Genomic DNA, 17,775 nt, shown 5'->3' with positions numbered 1-17,775 from the left:
CTTTCGGTCCGCGGGCATCATTTTGCAGCTTGGACAGCCAGCAATGCGCTCTGCGCAAACCGGATCGCCGCGCGCTTGCCTAATTCTGTGCGACGGCCGGGCTTCCCAGGAAAATCGCGCGCGGCAGCATCATGTCGCATTCCACGCCTTCGGGCAGGAATCGGTACTCCACCTTGCCGCGCAGGCTTTGCCGCACGGACCCTTCGATCAGGCGGGTGCCGAAGCCCTGCCGCGTGGGCGGCGCAACCGCCGGCCCGCCCCGCTCTTTCCACCGGCAGGCAAGCATGGGCTCTGCATCATTGCTGCTCTTTTCCCAGCGGCCGATGAAGGTGACCTCCCCATCAGTGGACAGCGCACCATATTTGGCGGAATTGGTCGCCAGTTCATGCAGCACCATGCCCAGCGCCTGCGCGGCGGCGGGGTTGAGCACCAGCGCGCGTACGTCTGACGCCATGTCCATCACGATGCCATAGGCTTCCAGTTCCTCTGCCACCAGAATGCCCAGCGGAACCCCGTCCCACCGATGGCGTGCCAGATGGCTGTGCGCACGGTTGATCGCGGCGATCCGGCCCTGCAGCGAGTTCCGGTATTCCTCCACCCCGCCTGCCGGCTTCGTCATGCGCACGATCGACTGCACCACCGAAAGCAGGTTCTTGGCACGATGATCCACCTCGCGCGTCAACAGGTGCTCGCGCTCCTGCGCCTGCTTCAGATCGGTGATCTCGACGCAGAAAATGCCGACGCCGCGACGCTCCCCGTCTCCGCTGTGCACGGGATAGAACACCTCGGACCAGGTCCGCTTCACACCCGGGCGCGCCGGAGTCTCGCCCGAAATCTCCACACCGCGGATCACCTCGCCTGCGTCGAGAACCTTGCGCAGCACGGGTTCGGCGGATTGGCGCAGATCCGGCAGGAGGTCAAACACCTTGCGGCCAAGGTGTTCCTCTGCCGTAAAGCCGTTCATTTCCGCCAGCGCGCGGTTAATGCGGGTAAACTTGAGGTCTGCGTCAAGCAGGCCGAGCCCGACCGGCGCCTGGTCATAGATCGCCTGCAGTTCATCGATCACGCCCAGCAGTTCGGTCCGCTGGCCGTCCTGCCAGCGCGCCTCACGCTCAAGCCTGCGGGCCAGCGCCATAAGCGCCACCGCGCTGCGGCACAGCCGATGCACCACTTCCAGCACGATCACGCTGGTTGGGACGAACACGGCAAAGGCGATGGCCGATGCCCGACCGAGGTGCCATCCCTGCGCCGGATCGAGGAACAGATAGAATGCCAGGATCCATGACAGGACTGCAGCGAGATAACCGGGCATCCGCCCACCGACAAAGGCGGCAATCACGAAGGCCGGATAGAACGGCAGCAGCGGCGCGGGCGCATCTGCCCCCATCGCCAGGCGCACGGCAAGCCCGATCACGACCAGCGCAATCGCCAAGGTGGCGCCGGCCCACGGCCGTCTGACCCAGCGGTGGCACCAGGCGAACGGCCAGTGGCTGCCCAGTTGGACCTGTTCCAGCGTCACGCTGGCCGCCATCGCCAAGCCCCCATGTTCCTGGACGTATTCCACGCTGCGGCAGGACGGTCCATAATCAGGATTTGTGGCCCGTCTGAGCGCTACGCGCAAACCCAAACTGCGACCACGATGGCGGAAATGCGACCAACCGACAGTTTACAGCGAAGTGCCGCCAAAAACGATTGCGGCGGGAACCGTTGGCCCGCTTTTCCGTCGATTGGCATGGAATACGCATTCGAGAATACGCGAACGGAAAGTTCACAGCGGCGCCATGAGGTAAGGCGTGTGCTGCAGGCCGCCTTTGCCCCCCCGGAGGTGACAGGCCGGGACGGTGGATTTGACAGCCTGCTGCAACAACTGGATCCTGATTATGGACCGGCAAAGCAGCAGCCTGTGGCAAGTGGCTGGCAACGGCTCGGCCTGCACAGGCGTCGCCCCGTGTGATCAAGCTGTGGCCTCGCGACTGAAGAAGGAACCACGGCACCGACCCCGGATTGCAAGGCCATTCCCCCCTGGACCATCCGGAGACCTTCATGGCACGCAAGCCGACCCCAGCCGCCAATCCCACCCCCCTGCCCGGCTGGTCCGCCAAGCTTGCGCCCCGCATACCCGAAGACATGCAACCCGTGCCGGATTACGCCGAAGAACAGGGGGCCGGCGGCGAAACGCATCAGACCGCTGGAAACGGCGTGGACGTGCTGACCACGCAGCATGGCCATCCGGTGGCAGACAACCAGAACACGCTGCGCCAGGGCGCGCTCGGCCCCGCGCTGCTGGAAGACCAGCACTTTCGCGAAAAGATCTTTCACTTCGACCACGAACGCATTCCCGAGCGCGTGGTGCACGCGCGCGGCTATGGCGCGCATGGCTATTTCGAGCTGACGGATTCGCTGGCCGACGTCTGCCGCGCCGATGTGTTCCAGCGGGTTGGCGAGCAAGTGCCCGCCTTCGTCCGCTTTTCCACCGTGGCGGGCAGCAAGGGATCGGTTGACCTGGCGCGAGACGTGCGCGGCTTTGCCGTGAAGCTTTATACCCAGGAAGGAAACTGGGACATCGTGGGCAACAACATCCCGGTATTCTTCATCCAGGATGCGATCAAGTTTCCCGACCTGGTGCACGCCGCCAAGCCTGCGCCCGACCGCGCGTTTCCGCAGGCGCAGACAGCGCACGACAATTTCTGGGACTTCATCAGCCTGACGCCCGAATCCATGCACATGATCATGTGGACCATGTCGGACCGCGCCATCCCGCGCTCGTTCCGCTTCATGGAAGGGTTTGGCGTCCATACCTTCCGCCTGCTGGATGCCGAGGGCAATTCCACGTTCGTGAAATTCCACTGGAAGCCGCGGTTGAAGCTGCAGTCAGTGCTGTGGAACGAAGCGGTGAAGATCAACGGGGCCGATCCGGACTTCCACCGGCGAGACCTGTGGGACGCGATCGAGAGCGGCGATTTTCCCGAATGGGACCTGGGCGTGCAGCTGTTCGACCAGGCCTTTGCCGACGGCTTCGATTTCGACGTGCTGGACCCGACCAAGCTTATCCCCGAGGAAATCTTGCCGGTGCGGATCGTCGGGCGGCTGGTGCTGGACCGCGTGGTGGACAACTTCTTCGCCGAGACCGAGCAGGTCGCATTCTGCACGCAGAACGTGCCCCCGGGCATCGACTTCAGCAACGATCCGCTGCTGCAGGGACGCAACTTCAGCTATCTGGACACGCAGCTGAAGCGGCTGGGCAGCCCGAACTTTCCCAACCTGCCGATCAATGCGCCGCGTTGCCCCATGGCGCATTTCCAGCAGGACGGGCACATGGCGGTGCGCAACCCCAAGGGCCGTGCAAACTATGAACCGAACAGCTGGGGCCCGGTGTCGGGCGGCCCGCGCGAGGATCCGGCGCGCGGCATCACCAGCTTTGCCGAGCAGGCCGAAGGGCCCAAGCAGCGGCTGCGGCCCGAAAGCTTTGCCGACCATTACAGCCAGGCGCGGCAGTTCTTCATCAGCCAGACCCCGATCGAGCGCAAGCACATCGGTGATGCACTGGTTTTCGAACTGAGCAAGGTGGAGCGGCCCGACATCCGCACACGGATGCTGAGCCACCTTGCCAACATTCATGACGAGTTGGTGGTCAGTGTGGCCGAGGGCCTCGGTATGCCGAGGCCGAAGCCGGCCACCGCGGCCCGCGAACCGCGCACCGATCTTGCCCCCTCGCCCGCGCTCAGCATCGTGGGCAACGGGCCAGAGGCGCTGACAGGGCGCAAGCTGGGCATCCTGCTGGGCGACGGCGCCGACCGGGCGCTGTTCGATGCGCTGGTCAAGGCCGTGGAAGAAGCAGGCGCGGTGTTCGAGGTGATCGCACCCAAGGTTGGCGGTGTTCCCCTTTCAGACGGCGCGGTGCTAGCAGCCAAGCACAAGATCAATGGTGGCCCTTCAGTGCTGTTTGATGCCGTGGCCGTGCTCTGCTCAGCTGAAAGTGGCGCCCTTCTGGCGAGGGACAAGGTGGCGAAGGACTTCCTCAGTGACGCCTTTGGCCATTGCAAGTTCATCGCCTATTCCCCGGAAGCGGCGGCGCTGTGGCAGGCGGCCGGGCTGGCCGACGAAATTGACGAAGGCTGCATCGAGCTGACAGCAGCAGCGGACGCACGAGGCTTTGTTCAGGCCTGCGCGCCCCTGCGCTTCTGGCAGCGCGAACTGGCGACAGACCGTTGACGCGAGAGGATGATTTCGACCCCTGACGCGCTGGACACGGTTTAATCAATCAATTAACACACTCCCAGCATCATTTGGGAGGGTACGATGGCGACGGCAATTGCAGCAGTGGCGCGCGAAGCGCGGGGCGATTTCACCATCGAGGAAATCAACGTCGCCCCGCCCGCCGCTGGAGAAGTGCATGTCCGCATCGCAGGTGTCGGCCTGTGCCACACCGACCTGGTTTTCCGCGACCAGTTCGATGCTTTCGCAAAGCCTGCCGTGCTTGGCCATGAAGGCGCCGGCGTGGTGGAAGCGGTGGGGCCCGATGTGGACGGCATCGCTGTGGGCGACAGGGTCATCCTGGGTTTCTCCAGCTGCGGCGGTTGTCCGCGCTGTGCCGAACACTTGCCCAGCTACTGCCAGAATTTCGTTCCGCTGAACTATGCCGGCATGCGGCTCAACGATGGCACCTCCGCCTATGCGGGCCTCGACGGTGCGCGCATTTCCTCACACTTTTTCGGTCAGTCCTCGTTCTCGACGATTGCCGTGGCCCGCGCCGGCAACGTGGTGAAGGTTCCTTCGGACTGCGCGCTGCCGCTCGAACTGCTGGGCCCGCTCGGCTGCGGATTGATGACCGGCGCAGGCGCGGTGATGAAATCCATGGCCTGCAAGGCCGGCTCATCTCTGATCGTGTTCGGCGGAGGGCCGGTGGGGCTGGCCGCTGTCATGGCAGGCAAGATCCAGGGATGCACAAGCATCATCCTGGTTGAACCTGTCGCCGCGCGGCGCGCCATCGCGCTGGAGATCGGAGCGACCGACGCGATCGATCCGGCGGCGGGCGACATCGGCCAGGCGATCCGCGCCCTGCTCCCGCTGGGCGTTGACGCCGCGCTGGATACGACCGGCAACATCGGGGTGATCGAAACCGCGCTGGCCAACCTCGCCCCGCACGGCGTGCTGGGTCTGGTCGGCGTGCCCAAGGACATCGGGGCCTCGTTCAGCGTGAATGTCGCCGCGCTGATGACCCCCGGCCTGCGCATCCTTGGCATCATCGAGGGCGACGCCGTGCCGCAGGACTTCATCCCTGAACTGCTGGCGCTGCAGGCTCAGGGCCATTTCCCGTTTGATCGCCTGATCCGGACATTCCCCCTCGCCGAGATCAACGCCGCCGTTGCGGCACAGGCGCAGGGTGAATGCATCAAGGTGGTCCTGGTGCCTTGACGCTTGTCCCGATCGGCGGGCTGCCGATCGGGTGTTGCGAAGAAGGGCTCCCTAACCCGCGATCTCCCGCACCGCCGCGACGGCAACCTCGGCCACCTGGGCGAGGTCGTCTTCGCCGATGATCAGTGGCGGGGTGGTATAGACGATGTCGCGGAACGGGCGCAGCCAAACGCCGCGCTCGGCGGCAAAGCGGGTAACGCGTTCGCCGGGCACGGCGCGGTCCAGCTGGATCACGCCGATCGCGCCGCGGGTGCGCACGTCGACCACGCCGGGAATGGCGCGCGCCGGGGCCAGCGCCTGTTCCAGCTGGCGCCCGATCGCCTGCGCCCGTTCCAGCCGCGGTTCGCGCTCGAACAGGTCGAGCGAGGCGTTGGCGGCGGCGCAGGCGAGCGCGTTGCCCATGTAGGTCGGCCCGTGCATCAACGCGGCATCGCCCCGGTCAGACAGGAACCCATCGTACACGCGGCGGCTGGCGATGGTGGCGGCCAGCGGCAGAGTGCCGCCGGTCAGCGCCTTTGACAGCACCACGATATCGGGCACCACCCCAGTCATCGCGCAGGCGAACATGCCGCCCAACCGCCCGAGCCCCACGAAAACCTCGTCAAAGATCAGCAGCAGGTCATGCGTGCGGGCGACGCGCTGCAGCCGTTCCAGCACGGCGGCATCGTGAAACACCATGCCGCCCGCGCCCTGCACCAGCGGCTCGACGATGATCGCGGCGATGCTGTCCGCCTCGCGCGCGATCATGGATTCCAGCGCGGCGGCCGCCTCGTCACTGCGCGGCAGGTCCACCACCACCTGTTCGATGAGGCTGCCCTTGAACAGGCTGTGCATCCCCTCGTCCGGGTCACACACGCTCATCGTGGCAAAGGTATCGCCGTGGTATCCGCCGCGGAAGCAGACGAAGCGGGTGCGCCGCTTGCCGGCATTCAGCCAATATTGCGTGGCCATCTTCATGGCCACCTCCACACCCACCGACCCGGAATCGGTGAAGAACACGTGGTTCAAAGGATCGGGCAGCAGCGCGGCAAGACGCGTGGCGAGGGTATAGGCCTGTTCGTGCGCCAGCCCGCCCAGCATGACGTGCGGCAGTGTTTCCAACTGCGCGCGCACGGCCTGCTCGATGTGGGGATGGCGATAGCCGTGGACCACCGACCACCAGCTGGAAATGCCGTCGATCAGCTGGCGCCCGTCCGCCAGTTGCAGCCGCACGCCTTCCGCGCGGACCACCGGCAGCGCGGGCGCGGCGGTCTTCATCTGGGTATAGGGCAGCCACACATGCTGGCGGCCTGCGTCATACCAGGCGGGCGTTGCAGAACTGGACACGTACCTTGATCCTCGGTTGCCGGGCCCGCTTCCTTGCGAGGAAGCGGGCTGCCGCCCCAATAGAAGCGTCAGGCGTGCGTGTCCAGACCCGTGCAGGCGGTCCGCCGTCGAAGGGGCCGGCGATTGGCAGGATCAGGCCGCGTGGAACTGCAGCTCGACCGATTTGATGCCGTTGACGTGATTGCTGCGCAGACGCGAGGGTTGGCCCGCAAGCTCAACCGAGGCGACGCGCGATGCCATTTCCTCGATCAGCACGCGCAGTTGCAGCTGCGCCACGAAATTGCCGAGGCAGAAATGGGGGCCACCGCCACCAAAGGCCACGTGCGGGTTGCGCGCACGATCGATGCGGAAGGTGTCCGGCTCCTCGAACCAGTTTTCCGCCCGGTTCGCCGATGCGAAGTACATCGCAACCTTTTCCCCGGCTTCGATCGTCACGCCGGCCATCTCGACCGGCGCAACCGCGACGCGGCGAACGAAATGCACCGGCGTTGCCCAACGCAGCGCCTCACCCACCGCAAGGCGCGGGTTCAGACTGTCACGCCGGAAGCGGGCCCACTCGCCGGGATTTTCGGCCAGCGCCACGAGCAGGTGCGACATGGTGTGGCGGGTCGTTTCATTGCCGGCCACGACGAGCATCAGGAAGTAGTTGAGGAACTCGTCGGCATTCAGGGGGCGCTGATCAACCTTGCCCTGGACGAGCAGGGTGACGATGTCATCCTGCGGGGACTGGCGGCGGGCTTCGGCCAGTTCACGCCCCAGCGCGAAGGCATCGAGCGAGGCCGGATGGCCGAACGGCAGCATCCGCCGCTCTTGCGGGGTGAAGTGGGCATAGGCGGGATCGACGAAATCCGGGTCGTCCGAGCCGATGAGCAGGTCGCTCCACCGGACCAGGTCATCGCGGCGGGAATCATCCACGCCGAGAATGCTGCACAAGGTGACGATCGGGATCTGCTTGGTGAGCGTGCTAACCGCTTCGAACGGGCCAGCCCCTGCCAGTCGATCGAGCAGGGCCGAAGTCCTTCGCCGAACGTCTGCCTCTAGCCGGGAAATCGCCTTCGGCCCGAACCCCTGCGCGGTGATCTGGCGCATTGCGGTGTGCTGGGGCGGGTCCATCTCAAGCAGGGTACGGCGTGCATCGCTTTGTGCATGATCGAAATCATCAAGGCTGATCACGCCCTCACGCGAGGAGAACCGCGCTGTATCGCGGGAAACCAGGCCGATTTCCTCATATCCCGAAACCGCCCAGAAGCCGCGGTGGCCATCGTGCCGTTCGTTCCAGGCCACGGGCGCTTCCTTCCGCAGCCGGGCGAATTCGGCGCGCGGGACAGCGGCATGCCAGTTTCCTGCGTCCGAGAGATCGACCGCGGTGGTGGGGCGGCGTGTGATCTGCACCTGTGTCATGCGGCATCTCCACTGGGCGTTGACTGCGTTGGCGGCAGGGGGTTGGATCGGAGGAAGTCCACAATCCAGCGGGCCGCCAATTGCGCGTTTCGAGGTTGGTCAAGGCTGTCCTGCGCCCGTCGCCAGAGCTCCTCGCCCATGTCATCGCGATGCAGATCGTAGATCAGGGTCACCTGATCCGGCGTCATCTCGGGATGCGGCTGGAATGTCAGGATGTTCGGCCCGATCATGGTGACGGCGAGCGGGCAATCCGGGCTGGACGCAAGCACCTGTGTGTCCGGGGCAGGCACGGTGACCTGATCCTGGTGCAACGCGATCAGGTCAAAGTGATCGGCCCCAAGGTGAGTGCTTGCGGAATCTAGCCACGGCGGCTGGCGGCCTATATCGTACCGCGTGATCCCGACACCCCAGTGCGACGCCTTCTCCACCCGGCCCCCGAGCGCCGCGTGGAGGTGTTGATGGCCATAGCAGATGCCGACAATCGGCCGATGCTCGCGCGCCTTGATGACGAACTGGCTGAGCTGCTGCTGCCAGGGTTCGTTCGCGTAGGTACTGGCGGGGCTGCCGGTGAGCAGCCACGCATCGCACTGATCCGGCGCGTTCGGTATCTCACCGTCGATCACGCGCCAGACGCGATAGTCCAGATCCGGGGCAACCGGGTTCAGCAGGGGCGGAAACCAATCGGCAAAGCCGCCATGTTCGGCCAGCCATTCCGGCTTGTTGCGTCCACATTCCAGGATACCGATCGTCGTCATGGCAATTATCCCAGCTCGAAGAACCGGCGGCGTTCATCGATGAGCGTCTTGCCGCGGAACTGTTCAACCTGCGACAGGCGCGATGCGGTAAACGTCTCGACAAAGCGCGGGCCCAGCCATTGCGTTGCAAATTCGCTTTCCCGCATGGCAGCAATGGCCGCTTCCATCGATTTGGCCAGAGGCTTTCCGCCTCCGGAGGTGAAGCCGTTGCCGACCACGGGGTCTTCCGGCTCGATCCGGCCGGCGATGCCTGCGAGGCCGGCCGCGATCGTGGCGGCCGCCGCCAGATGCGGGTTGGCATCCGAACAGGGCAGCCTGTTTTCGACCCGCAGCGATCCGGCACTTTCGCCCACCACCCGGAGGCAGGTGGTGCGGTTCTCGATCCCCCAGGTGAACGCCGGCGGGGCAAAGGTGCCTTCGGCAAAGCGACGCCAGCTGTTCACGGTGGGTGCGAACACCAGCATCACTTCGGGCAGGAACTGCTGCAACCCGCCGATGAAGTGCCGGAACGTTACCGACATGTTGTGCGGTTCAGACGGATCCCAGAACACCGGTTCGCCGGCGCGGTCGCGCAGCGAAACGTGGATGTGGGACGACTGGCTGTCCGCTTCTTCGGACCAGCGCGGCATGAAACTGACCGTTTGGCCGCGACGCATCGCCAGAACCCGGACGAAATTGCGGAACAGCACGGCCTGATCGGCAGCGGAAAGGGCCGGCGCGGCCCGGATGCACGCTTCCATGAATCCCCCGCCGATCTCTTCGTGCATCTTGGCCAGGCGCACACCCAGCGTGTCACACATATCGGCGACCGCACCATAGAATTCCGACTGCGCCGCCTGATAGATCACGAGGTCATGGCTGGCATGCCTGGTTGCCGTGAGGAGCTGGTCGAAATCCTTTTCGGCCAGGGTCCGTGCGGTTTCATCGAACAGGGTGTATTCCAGTTCGATCCCCAGCGTTGCGGCATATCCCGCCTCTGCCGCCCGATCGACCATCCGACGCAGAACGCTGCGCGGGCAGAGAGCCTGGGCATCACCGGTGAATTCGGCCAGATAAAGCGCGCTGTCCTGCGGCGCCTCGAAAGGGACCGTGACCCGGCTTGACTGGTCCACCTTCAGGCGGCTGTCGTGATAGTCCGAGGTGTCGTCGGTGATCCCGGGCAGGTGAAGGAATACGTCGGTTGGATCAAGCGCGAGCTGAGCAGGAGACATTCCCATGCCGTCTTCCAGAATGCCCGACAGGTCATCCCCGCAGACTTTCTGCCCGCGCAGCAGGCCATTGGTGTCGACCACCGCGACAGTTGCAAACCGATCCGGCACATTCGCGCCCATTGCTGTTTCTCCCCAAGCGCCACCTGACTAAGCCGGAAGGCGTCCTGGAGCTAAAATAGACGATAGTCTTATTCCGGGTTGATTGTTTCGGGCGATTGCTTGATATTTTCGAACATCGCAAGACGGGCATCGATGGTTCGGCAAGCGTAGAACTTCGCTGGAATGGAGCCTGGGGCCTGAAGCACACGCCATCCCTGATCCCCCATGCCCGGCCGGTCATCCATGGCAGGGTGCTGACCGCGATCTTCGACGCGGCAGGCGTCAGCCCGGTCCTTCGCACGCAGATGCTCGACACCGAGGAACTGCGGCACAACGATCTGCTGGGGGCAGACGCATCGATTCCCCTGGGCAGCTACATGCGCATGTTCGAAAGGCTGGCCCAGATCCTTGAGCAACCGACCCTGGGGCTGGATCTGTCGCTGCGCATGGGCCCGGAACTGATCGGGGCACTCGGTTATGCCTTCATGCATTCCGCGACGCTCGACCAGGCGATCGAGGCGTTCGCAAGTTCCGTCTTCAGCATCCAGGGTGTGACCACGCTGAGCTATGAACGGGCGGCGGTGCCGGTGGTGCGCTACTCCATCTTCGACGATCGCCTTCATCCGCGACGACAGGACGTGGAGTTTTCACTGGGGTATGTGCACGCCCTGATCCGCCGCTTTCTGGGCCACGATCAGGCGCCGCGCGAAGTGCATTTCCAACATCCACGCGCGGGGCCGCGGCTGCATTACGAGGCCGTGTTCGGCTGCCCGGTCTATTTCGAACAGTCGAGCAATGCGCTCGTCCTCGATCCCGGAGCCGTGGCATCGCGAGGGCGGATGCACGATCCCCACCTGGTTTCGATCCTGCAGAATGCGCTGGAGCGCGGCCGGCCCGAGCTGGACCAAGGCGACACGATTGCGGGGGCAGTCGATCGCCTTTTGGCAGAGCTGATCGAAACAGGTGATGCATCATGCCGCCGCGTGGCCGCGAGCCTTGGCATGAGCGAAGCGACCTTGCGCCGCAAGCTGAAGCGCGAAGGCGTTTCGTTTCGCGCGATGCTGCGCCAGCGGCGTTGTGCCCTCGCCACCCGGTATCTGCGCGAGACCGACCTTTCGATCCTCCAGGTTGCGCAACTCGCCGGCTATGCAGAGACAGCTTCGTTCACGCGCGCCTACATTGAAGAGACAGGCGTGATGCCGAGCATGGCGCGGCGACAGAGGCCTGTTTCCGGTGACAACCAATGACCGACCATGGCGAGCCACACACCAGCAAGGCCGCGTTCACCCTATGCCGGGAACGTGGAGGCGTTCCAGTCCTTTCGCCCCTCCAAGAAGCTGAAGCATCCTCTTTCCTTTCCGTTCGAACAATCAGGGCGGGGGCATGAAATGACCCGTGGACGGAAGGGCCGAAACGACAAGGTTTTCGTCCGAAGTTGAAATGGCCGGTGCACCCGGCCGCCATTAACAGTTGGGCCATGCGTGCCGCGTGATCGCGCGCGGACGAAGCTTATCCGGGAGACAGGCAATGATCGGATCGATACTGCGGGCCTTGGCAGGCCATGACCGAGCAACACCGGCCACACCCGCCGACGGCATGCCCGAAGCAGGCCTGACGCGGCTCGGTTTCCTCAAGCTGGCCGCCGCAGGCACGGTTGCCGCAGGTTTTGCCACTTCGGCCTGTGCCGGCGCCAGCGCAAAGCCCGGCCGCGTCCCGCCTGTCACCAGCATCGATGACCTTTATGATGCTTGGCAGAACCGGATGAACACGGCCGATCTCGAAGGGCTCGTGGACCTTTACGTAGAGGACGTAACCTACATCAACCCCGAAGGCGTGCTGCTCCATGGCAAGGACGCCGTGCGCAAGGACTTCGAGGGTATTCTCGCGCTCAAACCCCAGATCGTGCTGGGCGATCGCAGGCACATCCTGTGGCAGGACGTGGCGCTGACCACCAACCACTGGCGCATGACCTATCCCGGCGCGGACGGCACCACCCAGGTGATGACTGGCGGCGGGATCGAAGTGATGCGCAAGCAGGCCGACGGCGGCTGGCGCTACATCATCGACGACGCATCGCGCTCGGCTTCGAAATGAGATCGAGGCGCCGGGCCTTCAGGCCCGGCGCCTCACTATCAGTCTGCCGCCGGGGAAATGCGCACCACCACTGCGGCATCTTCGTCAGTCAGCGCATAAAGCAGCCCGTCGGGCCCTTGACGGACATCCTTGAAGCGCTGGTGCAGGCTGTCGAGCAGGACTTCCTGCCGCAATTCCTCCATCCTGTCGTTCAGCACCACGCGGATAATCCCGCCCGTGCCATTCACCTGCCCGCGCCGGGCGCTGGCGATGAACAGGCTGTTCTTCCAGCCGGGAAACCGGTCACCAGTGTAGAAGGCGATGCCCGATGGCGCGATGGCCGGCAGCCACACCATCGTCGGCCCTTCGGTGCCCGCAGCCACGGGCGCTTGCGGCAGCGGCGACCCACCATACTGGTTTCCATAGGTGGACGTGGGCCAGCCATAATTGCGGCCTGGCAGGATGCGGTTGAGCTCGTCGCCCCCTTGCGGCCCGTGTTCCGAAGCGAACAGCGCGCCGGTGCGCGGCTCGATGCCGAGGCCCAGCGGATCGCGATGGCCATATGTCAGGATCTCGGGTCGGGCATCCTTGCGCCCGGCGAAGGGATTGCCAGCGGCCGGCGTCCCATCGGCATTCAGGCGCAGCACCTTGCCGTAGATCGTGTCCAGCCGCTGGGAAGATGCATCGTCGCCAGTGCTCAGCCCGCCCACCGATACATAGACCAGCCCATCCCGACTGAACTGGATGCGCGATCCGCCAATGCCGACTTCGGGCGCCCCGGTCATGATCTCGGCCATGTCGGTCAGCCGCGTTCCATCCAGCCGGGCACGGACCAGAACCAGCGACGACTTGAGCCGGCCAGCCTTGGCGTCGAACGTTATCGGCTTGTTGTTGGTGAAATAGATCAGGCCGTTACGCGCGAAATCAGGATGCAGGGCCACGTCCTGGATGCCCAGCACGTCATCGGGATGGACATGCTCCTGCTTGCTGTAGTCCGGCACGCCCGCAATCGCATCGGCCAGCAGCCGCGGCGCATCCGATGTGGCGCCGCGCAGCAGCCGAAGGCGAACGCCACGCTCCACCACCAGGGCATCGCCACCGGGCAGGAACGCCATGCTGTATCCGTGGGAAAGGCCGCGCGCGATCACGCGTACGGCCACACCGTGCTGCTCAGCGCTGTCGAAACGGTATTCCCGATCCTCCACGCGTACCGGCTTCAGGCCCACTTCCTCTTCTGCAGCAGCGGCCACGGGCGCAATGCCGATCAGGGCCGCGCCGATTGCAATCAGGGAAGTGCGGGAAAAGCCCATGTCCAGCTCCGTCGTCGTGGAATCCCTGCAAGGTCTAGCATGCAAGCCCCGCAATCATAATCCGCCCGCGCAACTCGGGTTGAGTGCGCGGGCGGTCATGCCTTTGTCATTACGGGCCAATGGCCCGCCGGCGATGATCAATCGCGCAGCGACAGCGTCAATCCGATGGTGCGCGGACGGAAGCTGCCCGCGCGGAACCAGGTTGAATCCGGCGTATCGTGATAGAGCGCCAGAAGCGGCTGTTCATTGGTGACGTTGTTGACGAACAGGCTCAGGTCGACTTCCGACTTGCCCCCAACGCTGAAGCGGCCGCCAAAGCGGAGATCCAGCTGTGAGGTTGCCGGCGGGCGCGGCAACGCGGGATCCACCAGAGGCGAATTCACGTCGATCGGCTTGTTGTTCTTGCTGTTGTAGGAGAAGTCTGCGCGGCCGTAGACATCGCCCGATCCAACCGGCTGCGTCCACTGGGCGTTGAGCTGCAGAGCCCACGGTGCCGTGGCGAACGGTTCGCCTGCGCGGCGGATCACGCTGTTGTTCGGGCCCGGAATCGTCGTGGTGTAGCGCGCGTTGGTATAGGCGACCGAGGCGCCGATCTGCAACTCGTCGACCGGCTTTACCGCCAGCGACAGGTCGAACCCGTCGATCTTGGCATTGCCCAGGTTCAGCGTGGTGTAGATCGTACAGACCGGCAGCGGCAGCAACGTCTGCACGTTCTTCCAATCAATGTGGAAGGCCGATGCATCGATGGCCACCTTCCCGCCGAACAGGCGGTTCTTGCTGCCCACTTCATAGCTCCAGATCGAATCCGGCTTAACGTTAAGCGAAGCCAGCGGGTCGAAGCCCACTGCCGCCGCATCCTGAGCGCAGGTCGCACCCACGGGCGGCGAAACGCCGGGACCACGCACGCCCTTGGCCGCGCTGGCGTAGAACAGGTTGTTGCGGTCCGACTGGAATGACAGGCCCAACCGCGGCGTGAAGTCGCGGCTGGTCACGCGCAGGTTCTCGGTCTGCCCGTCGGTTGTATAGAACGGACCCGCCGTGAAACCTTCGAAGCGGTACTTGGCAATGGTGTATCGCCCGCCAAGCGTGACCTTCAGGCGAGGCACCACTTCATAGTCCGCCTGGGCATAAGCGGCGATCTGCTCATCGCGATGGATGTTGCGCTGGAACAGGCTGTATTGCCCTTGGTAGAGCTCCACCCCGAATACGTCGGTCAGCGATGCGAAGCGCGGTTCGCCGAGATTGTCCTGCCCGAGGTTGGTCACCTCCAGCAGCCGCAGGTCGCGCCCTGCATACTGATCTCGCACATAGGACTTCTGATAGAACACCCCTGCGATCCAGTTGAACGGATCGTTGGAATTGTCGTTCTGCAGCCGCAGTTCCTGCGTGAAGGCGGTCTGCTTCGTCCGGCTCGCGGTGCTCGGCGTGTAGTCCACGAAGCCCGCGGGGAACGCGCCCGACACCAGGCCCAGCAACGCGAGGCTCAGCGTCGAATCATCGCTCTGCGTGGTGGTGGTGCGATAGAAGTACGACGTGTCCGAAACCAGCGTGGCCCCGCCCAGCTCCAGCTCCATCTTCAGGGCGGGAAGGTAGAAATCATCCTTGTGGCTTTCAGGCAGGCGATTGAGGCTCAACCGCTGGTCACCCGAACCCAGGTCGCTGACCGCCACTTCGAAGCGCGACCCATCGTCGATCGTCTGGTGCTGGTAGTAGAACGAGGGCGTTACCGTGAACGTCTCGCTCGGCTTCAGGCCGAGCGCGATCCGGCCGGAGAATGAATCGGACCCGTTGATGTCCTTCTGCACCACCTGCTTGGTCACGCGATCGAGACGATCGATGTAGCCACCATCGCGGCGGTACCACGCGCTGGCGCGTAGCCCGACCTTGTCCGTGACGATCGGCGCGCCCACGGCCAGACCGGCTTCATAGCTCGCAGCACCGTGGCGCGTTGCCGCGATTTCGGTCCGGCCATAGAGCGAAATCGAATCATAGCTTGGCTTGGGCATGATGAAGCGAAGCGCGCCGCCAACCGACCCGCTGCCGAAGAGCGTGCCCTGCGGGCCGCGCAACACCTCGATCCGGTCAAGATCAAAGACCTGGGGGTAAGGGTTGCTCAACGAAGGGCTGACCCCCACGCGGGTCTGAACCGGAGTATCGTCGATATAGATGCCGGTTGTCGGAATGCCCGAGGAGGAATCGACGCCACGGATCGCGATGGTGGTCTGCCCCGTGCCGTAAAGCGTGGCGCTTTGGCCAAAGCTGATGCCAGGGGTGATCTGGGCGATATCGCCCACCGACCGCACGCCCTGCACGTCCAGCTCCTGCTGCCCCTTGGCCACGATGCTGGCGGGGACGCGGCTGAGCGACTGGGCCTTGCGCGTGGCAGTCACCACGATCTCTCCCACCGCGCCTGCATCGACGGCAGCGTCGGCCGCAGCATCGCTTGCCTCCTGCGCAACCGCCAGCCCCGGAACGCCGGCAAGCGACAACGCGCAGCCCACCAGAAGCATCGCCCTCATCGCGGTCATGCGTTCAAACTGGATTTTCGATGTCACTGGATTTTCTCCCTTTTGTAACGCCGTTACGGCCGGTGTCCGCAAACTCGACGGGCACAGTCCAGCGCCCCGAACCGCCCCTTCGATCCGGCTTGCCTCGAACGCATGTGCGCCCGACTTCACGACTCATGTCTGGATCTCGATTTATTTTAAACATAAAATAAATGCAAATTGTATGTTGCTGCCACACTACCCTATGGTGACGGCAGCCACGGTCGGGTGAATGCCTTGGCCGAGCGGGGAGAATACGCTTTGGACAGCCCAGACGAGGCGAAGGACACGCCCGTTTCAGCAGACATGGCGCGTGAGATCGCACGCTTTCGCGCTTCGCTTTCGGCCAGCCGGTCGGCGGCGCAGCTCAAGCTGTTCGATTTTCTGGCGGAACGCTCTGCCGATGCCCGCTCGCCCAAGGAAATCGAGATCGCGCTTGCTGTGTTCGGTAACGATGCGGGTCTGGCCGACAGCGCCGGTGATTCAGGCGTGCGGGTCTATGTACACCGCCTGCGCAAGCGCATTGACGAATTCTATGCCGGGCAGGACGGTCCGCGCCTTGTCATTCCCAAAGGCGAATATCGCCTTGTCCTCCAAGCCCCGGAAGTAACGGCGGCCACAGCCAGCCGCCTGCACCTGCTGATGCAATCCGTGCAACGCCGCGCCCATCGCCACTTGCTGGTGCTGGCGGCGATTCCCTGCATCGCCATCGCTGCAGCCGTGCTGCTGCCGGCCTCGGACCGGATCGACAGCGACACCCGCACGCTGGGCGCATCGCGGTTCTGGAGCAATCTCGATGACGGTGCGCCGGTCACCCTGGCCGCCGGTGATTCATACCTCCTCGCCGAAACGCGCGATCAACGCGTAGTCAGCCGGTTGATCCGCGACCCCGCGATCCAATCACGCGAGCAACTGGGCCAGCACCTGAAGTCCCACCCCGATGCATTCTACAGGCTTTATGACCTTGACTTGCATTTCGCGCCCGTTGGCACGGCTGAAGCGGCTTGGGAGCTGCAGGCCGCGCTGCCGCCCACGCGGTCGGGCAAAGTGCGCAAGTCGCTGGTCGTGCCGCTGTCCGGCGCCGACGAGCAAGCCCTGCGCGCACCCACCGTGGTCTACGTCGGCCGTCTTGCCGATCTGGGCCAGCTCTCGTCCACATTCGTCGCCACATCGCGATTTCGGACGGATGGCGATGCCGCCGTGCGCGATCTTGCCTCTGGTCGGCTCCACGTACCGCCCATGCCAGACCGCCAGGATGCCACGCCATCGGGCCAGTCCGATCTCGGCCTTGTCGCGAGCATGCGCAGTGCCGACGGCCGACGCATCATCTTCGTCACCGGGCTGGGCGATCTCGCCACGCAGGACATGGTGCGCCTTGTTACCGATGGAGCGGCGCTCAGGGAGATCGAGCAGCGTCAGCCGGGGCGCAAGCTTTACGAAGCCCTGTTCGAAGTCCGCTCGATCGACGGCATCCAGACCGACCGTCGCCTCGTTGCCTCCCATCCGCTGGGCTAGGAATGCGACATTCCCCTTGGCCCCCGCGCCATTTTGCTTTAAGCCTAAAAGAATATGAAAGTTCCAATGTCGTTCCTTTTGCCCGGCCACACCCGCGCCGACCGTGATTCCATCGTGCTCGATC

Annotated in this window: 12 protein-coding genes; 5 read left to right on the top strand and 7 right to left on the bottom strand. The window is 64.4% G+C overall.

All coding sequences use genetic code 11. The annotated features are described in order from the left end of the window. Positions 1–79: 79 nt before the first annotated feature. Positions 80–1,531: a sensor histidine kinase gene (locus POM99_RS11235; protein ID WP_277277868.1), complete on the bottom strand. Its 1,452-nt coding sequence runs from the start codon at positions 1,529–1,531 to the stop codon at positions 80–82. Between the two features lie 512 nt (positions 1,532–2,043). Between POM99_RS11235 and POM99_RS11230 the strand changes: the two genes are divergently transcribed. Next, the gene (locus POM99_RS11230) at positions 2,044–4,212 is read left to right on the top strand and encodes a catalase (RefSeq protein ID WP_438823008.1); all 2,169 of its coding nucleotides are present in this window, start codon (positions 2,044–2,046) and stop codon (positions 4,210–4,212) included. Between the two features lie 87 nt (positions 4,213–4,299). Beyond that, positions 4,300–5,415 carry an NAD(P)-dependent alcohol dehydrogenase gene (locus POM99_RS11225; RefSeq protein ID WP_277277794.1) on the top strand — a complete coding sequence of 372 codons (1,116 nt, stop codon included), beginning with the start codon at positions 4,300–4,302 and terminating at the stop codon, positions 5,413–5,415. A 51-nt stretch (positions 5,416–5,466) separates the two neighbouring features. Here POM99_RS11225 and POM99_RS11220 read toward each other — a convergent pair whose 3' ends face one another. The 4 genes from POM99_RS11220 to POM99_RS11205 all read right to left on the bottom strand — a co-directional run bounded on the left by POM99_RS11220 (position 5,467) and on the right by POM99_RS11205 (position 10,228). Then, a complete protein-coding gene (locus POM99_RS11220) occupies positions 5,467–6,741 on the bottom strand; it encodes an adenosylmethionine--8-amino-7-oxononanoate transaminase (RefSeq protein WP_277277792.1) in 1,275 nt (424 codons plus the stop codon). A 132-nt stretch (positions 6,742–6,873) separates the two neighbouring features. Then, a complete protein-coding gene (locus POM99_RS11215; RefSeq protein ID WP_277277791.1) occupies positions 6,874–8,142 on the bottom strand; it encodes a cytochrome P450 in 1,269 nt (422 codons plus the stop codon). Further along, complete coding sequence (locus POM99_RS11210; RefSeq protein WP_277277789.1) at positions 8,139–8,897, bottom strand: glutamine amidotransferase-related protein; 759 nt, start codon at positions 8,895–8,897, stop codon at positions 8,139–8,141. The genes POM99_RS11215 and POM99_RS11210 overlap by 4 nt, the downstream gene beginning before the upstream one ends. A 5-nt stretch (positions 8,898–8,902) precedes the next feature. Further along, on the bottom strand, positions 8,903–10,228 hold the full coding sequence (locus POM99_RS11205) for a glutamine synthetase family protein (protein ID WP_277277787.1): 1,326 nt from the start codon (positions 10,226–10,228) through the stop codon (positions 8,903–8,905). Positions 10,229–10,323: 95 nt separating this feature from the next. On the opposite strand from POM99_RS11205, the gene POM99_RS11200 reads away from it, so the two are divergent. Continuing rightward, on the top strand, positions 10,324–11,454 hold the full coding sequence (locus POM99_RS11200) for an AraC family transcriptional regulator (protein WP_277277785.1): 1,131 nt from the start codon (positions 10,324–10,326) through the stop codon (positions 11,452–11,454). 280 nt (positions 11,455–11,734) lie between these two features. Next, the gene (locus POM99_RS11195) at positions 11,735–12,301 is read left to right on the top strand and encodes a YybH family protein (protein WP_277277783.1); all 567 of its coding nucleotides are present in this window, start codon (positions 11,735–11,737) and stop codon (positions 12,299–12,301) included. 38 nt (positions 12,302–12,339) lie between these two features. Here the strand turns inward: POM99_RS11195 and POM99_RS11190 are convergent, their stop codons facing one another. Both POM99_RS11190 and POM99_RS11185 read right to left on the bottom strand, forming a co-directional pair. Further along, positions 12,340–13,590: a PQQ-dependent sugar dehydrogenase gene (locus POM99_RS11190; RefSeq protein ID WP_277277781.1), complete on the bottom strand. Its 1,251-nt coding sequence runs from the start codon at positions 13,588–13,590 to the stop codon at positions 12,340–12,342. 137 nt (positions 13,591–13,727) lie between these two features. Further along, positions 13,728–16,145, bottom strand: a complete 2,418-nt coding sequence (locus POM99_RS11185) for a TonB-dependent receptor (RefSeq protein WP_277277779.1) — start codon at positions 16,143–16,145, stop codon at positions 13,728–13,730. A 252-nt stretch (positions 16,146–16,397) separates the two neighbouring features. Here POM99_RS11185 and POM99_RS11180 point away from each other — a divergent pair, with 252 nt between their 5' ends. Further along, entirely contained in the window at positions 16,398–17,651 is a 1,254-nt protein-coding gene (locus POM99_RS11180; RefSeq protein WP_277277777.1) for a hypothetical protein, read from the top strand. Positions 17,652–17,775: the final 124 nt, after the last annotated feature.

Origin of the sequence: Novosphingobium cyanobacteriorum (assembly GCF_029436685.1) — a bacterium.
GTDB lineage: Bacteria > Pseudomonadota > Alphaproteobacteria > Sphingomonadales > Sphingomonadaceae > Novosphingobium > Novosphingobium cyanobacteriorum.
Note: the sequence above shows the minus strand (reverse complement) of the source record. Positions and strands in the feature narration are given on the sequence as shown.

Coding starts and splice junctions, on each gene's coding strand:
- POM99_RS11190 (WP_277277781.1), bottom strand. CDS start 13,590: ATGGGCTTTTCCCGCACTTCCCTGATTGCAATCGGCGCGGCCCTGATC.
- POM99_RS11225 (WP_277277794.1), top strand. CDS start 4,300: ATGGCGACGGCAATTGCAGCAGTGGCGCGCGAAGCGCGGGGCGATTTC.
- POM99_RS11235 (WP_277277868.1), bottom strand. CDS start 1,531: ATGGCGGCCAGCGTGACGCTGGAACAGGTCCAACTGGGCAGCCACTGG.
- POM99_RS11195 (WP_277277783.1), top strand. CDS start 11,735: ATGATCGGATCGATACTGCGGGCCTTGGCAGGCCATGACCGAGCAACA.
- POM99_RS11210 (WP_277277789.1), bottom strand. CDS start 8,897: ATGACGACGATCGGTATCCTGGAATGTGGACGCAACAAGCCGGAATGG.
- POM99_RS11230 (WP_438823008.1), top strand. CDS start 2,044: ATGGCACGCAAGCCGACCCCAGCCGCCAATCCCACCCCCCTGCCCGGC.
- POM99_RS11205 (WP_277277787.1), bottom strand. CDS start 10,228: ATGGGCGCGAATGTGCCGGATCGGTTTGCAACTGTCGCGGTGGTCGAC.
- POM99_RS11215 (WP_277277791.1), bottom strand. CDS start 8,142: ATGACACAGGTGCAGATCACACGCCGCCCCACCACCGCGGTCGATCTC.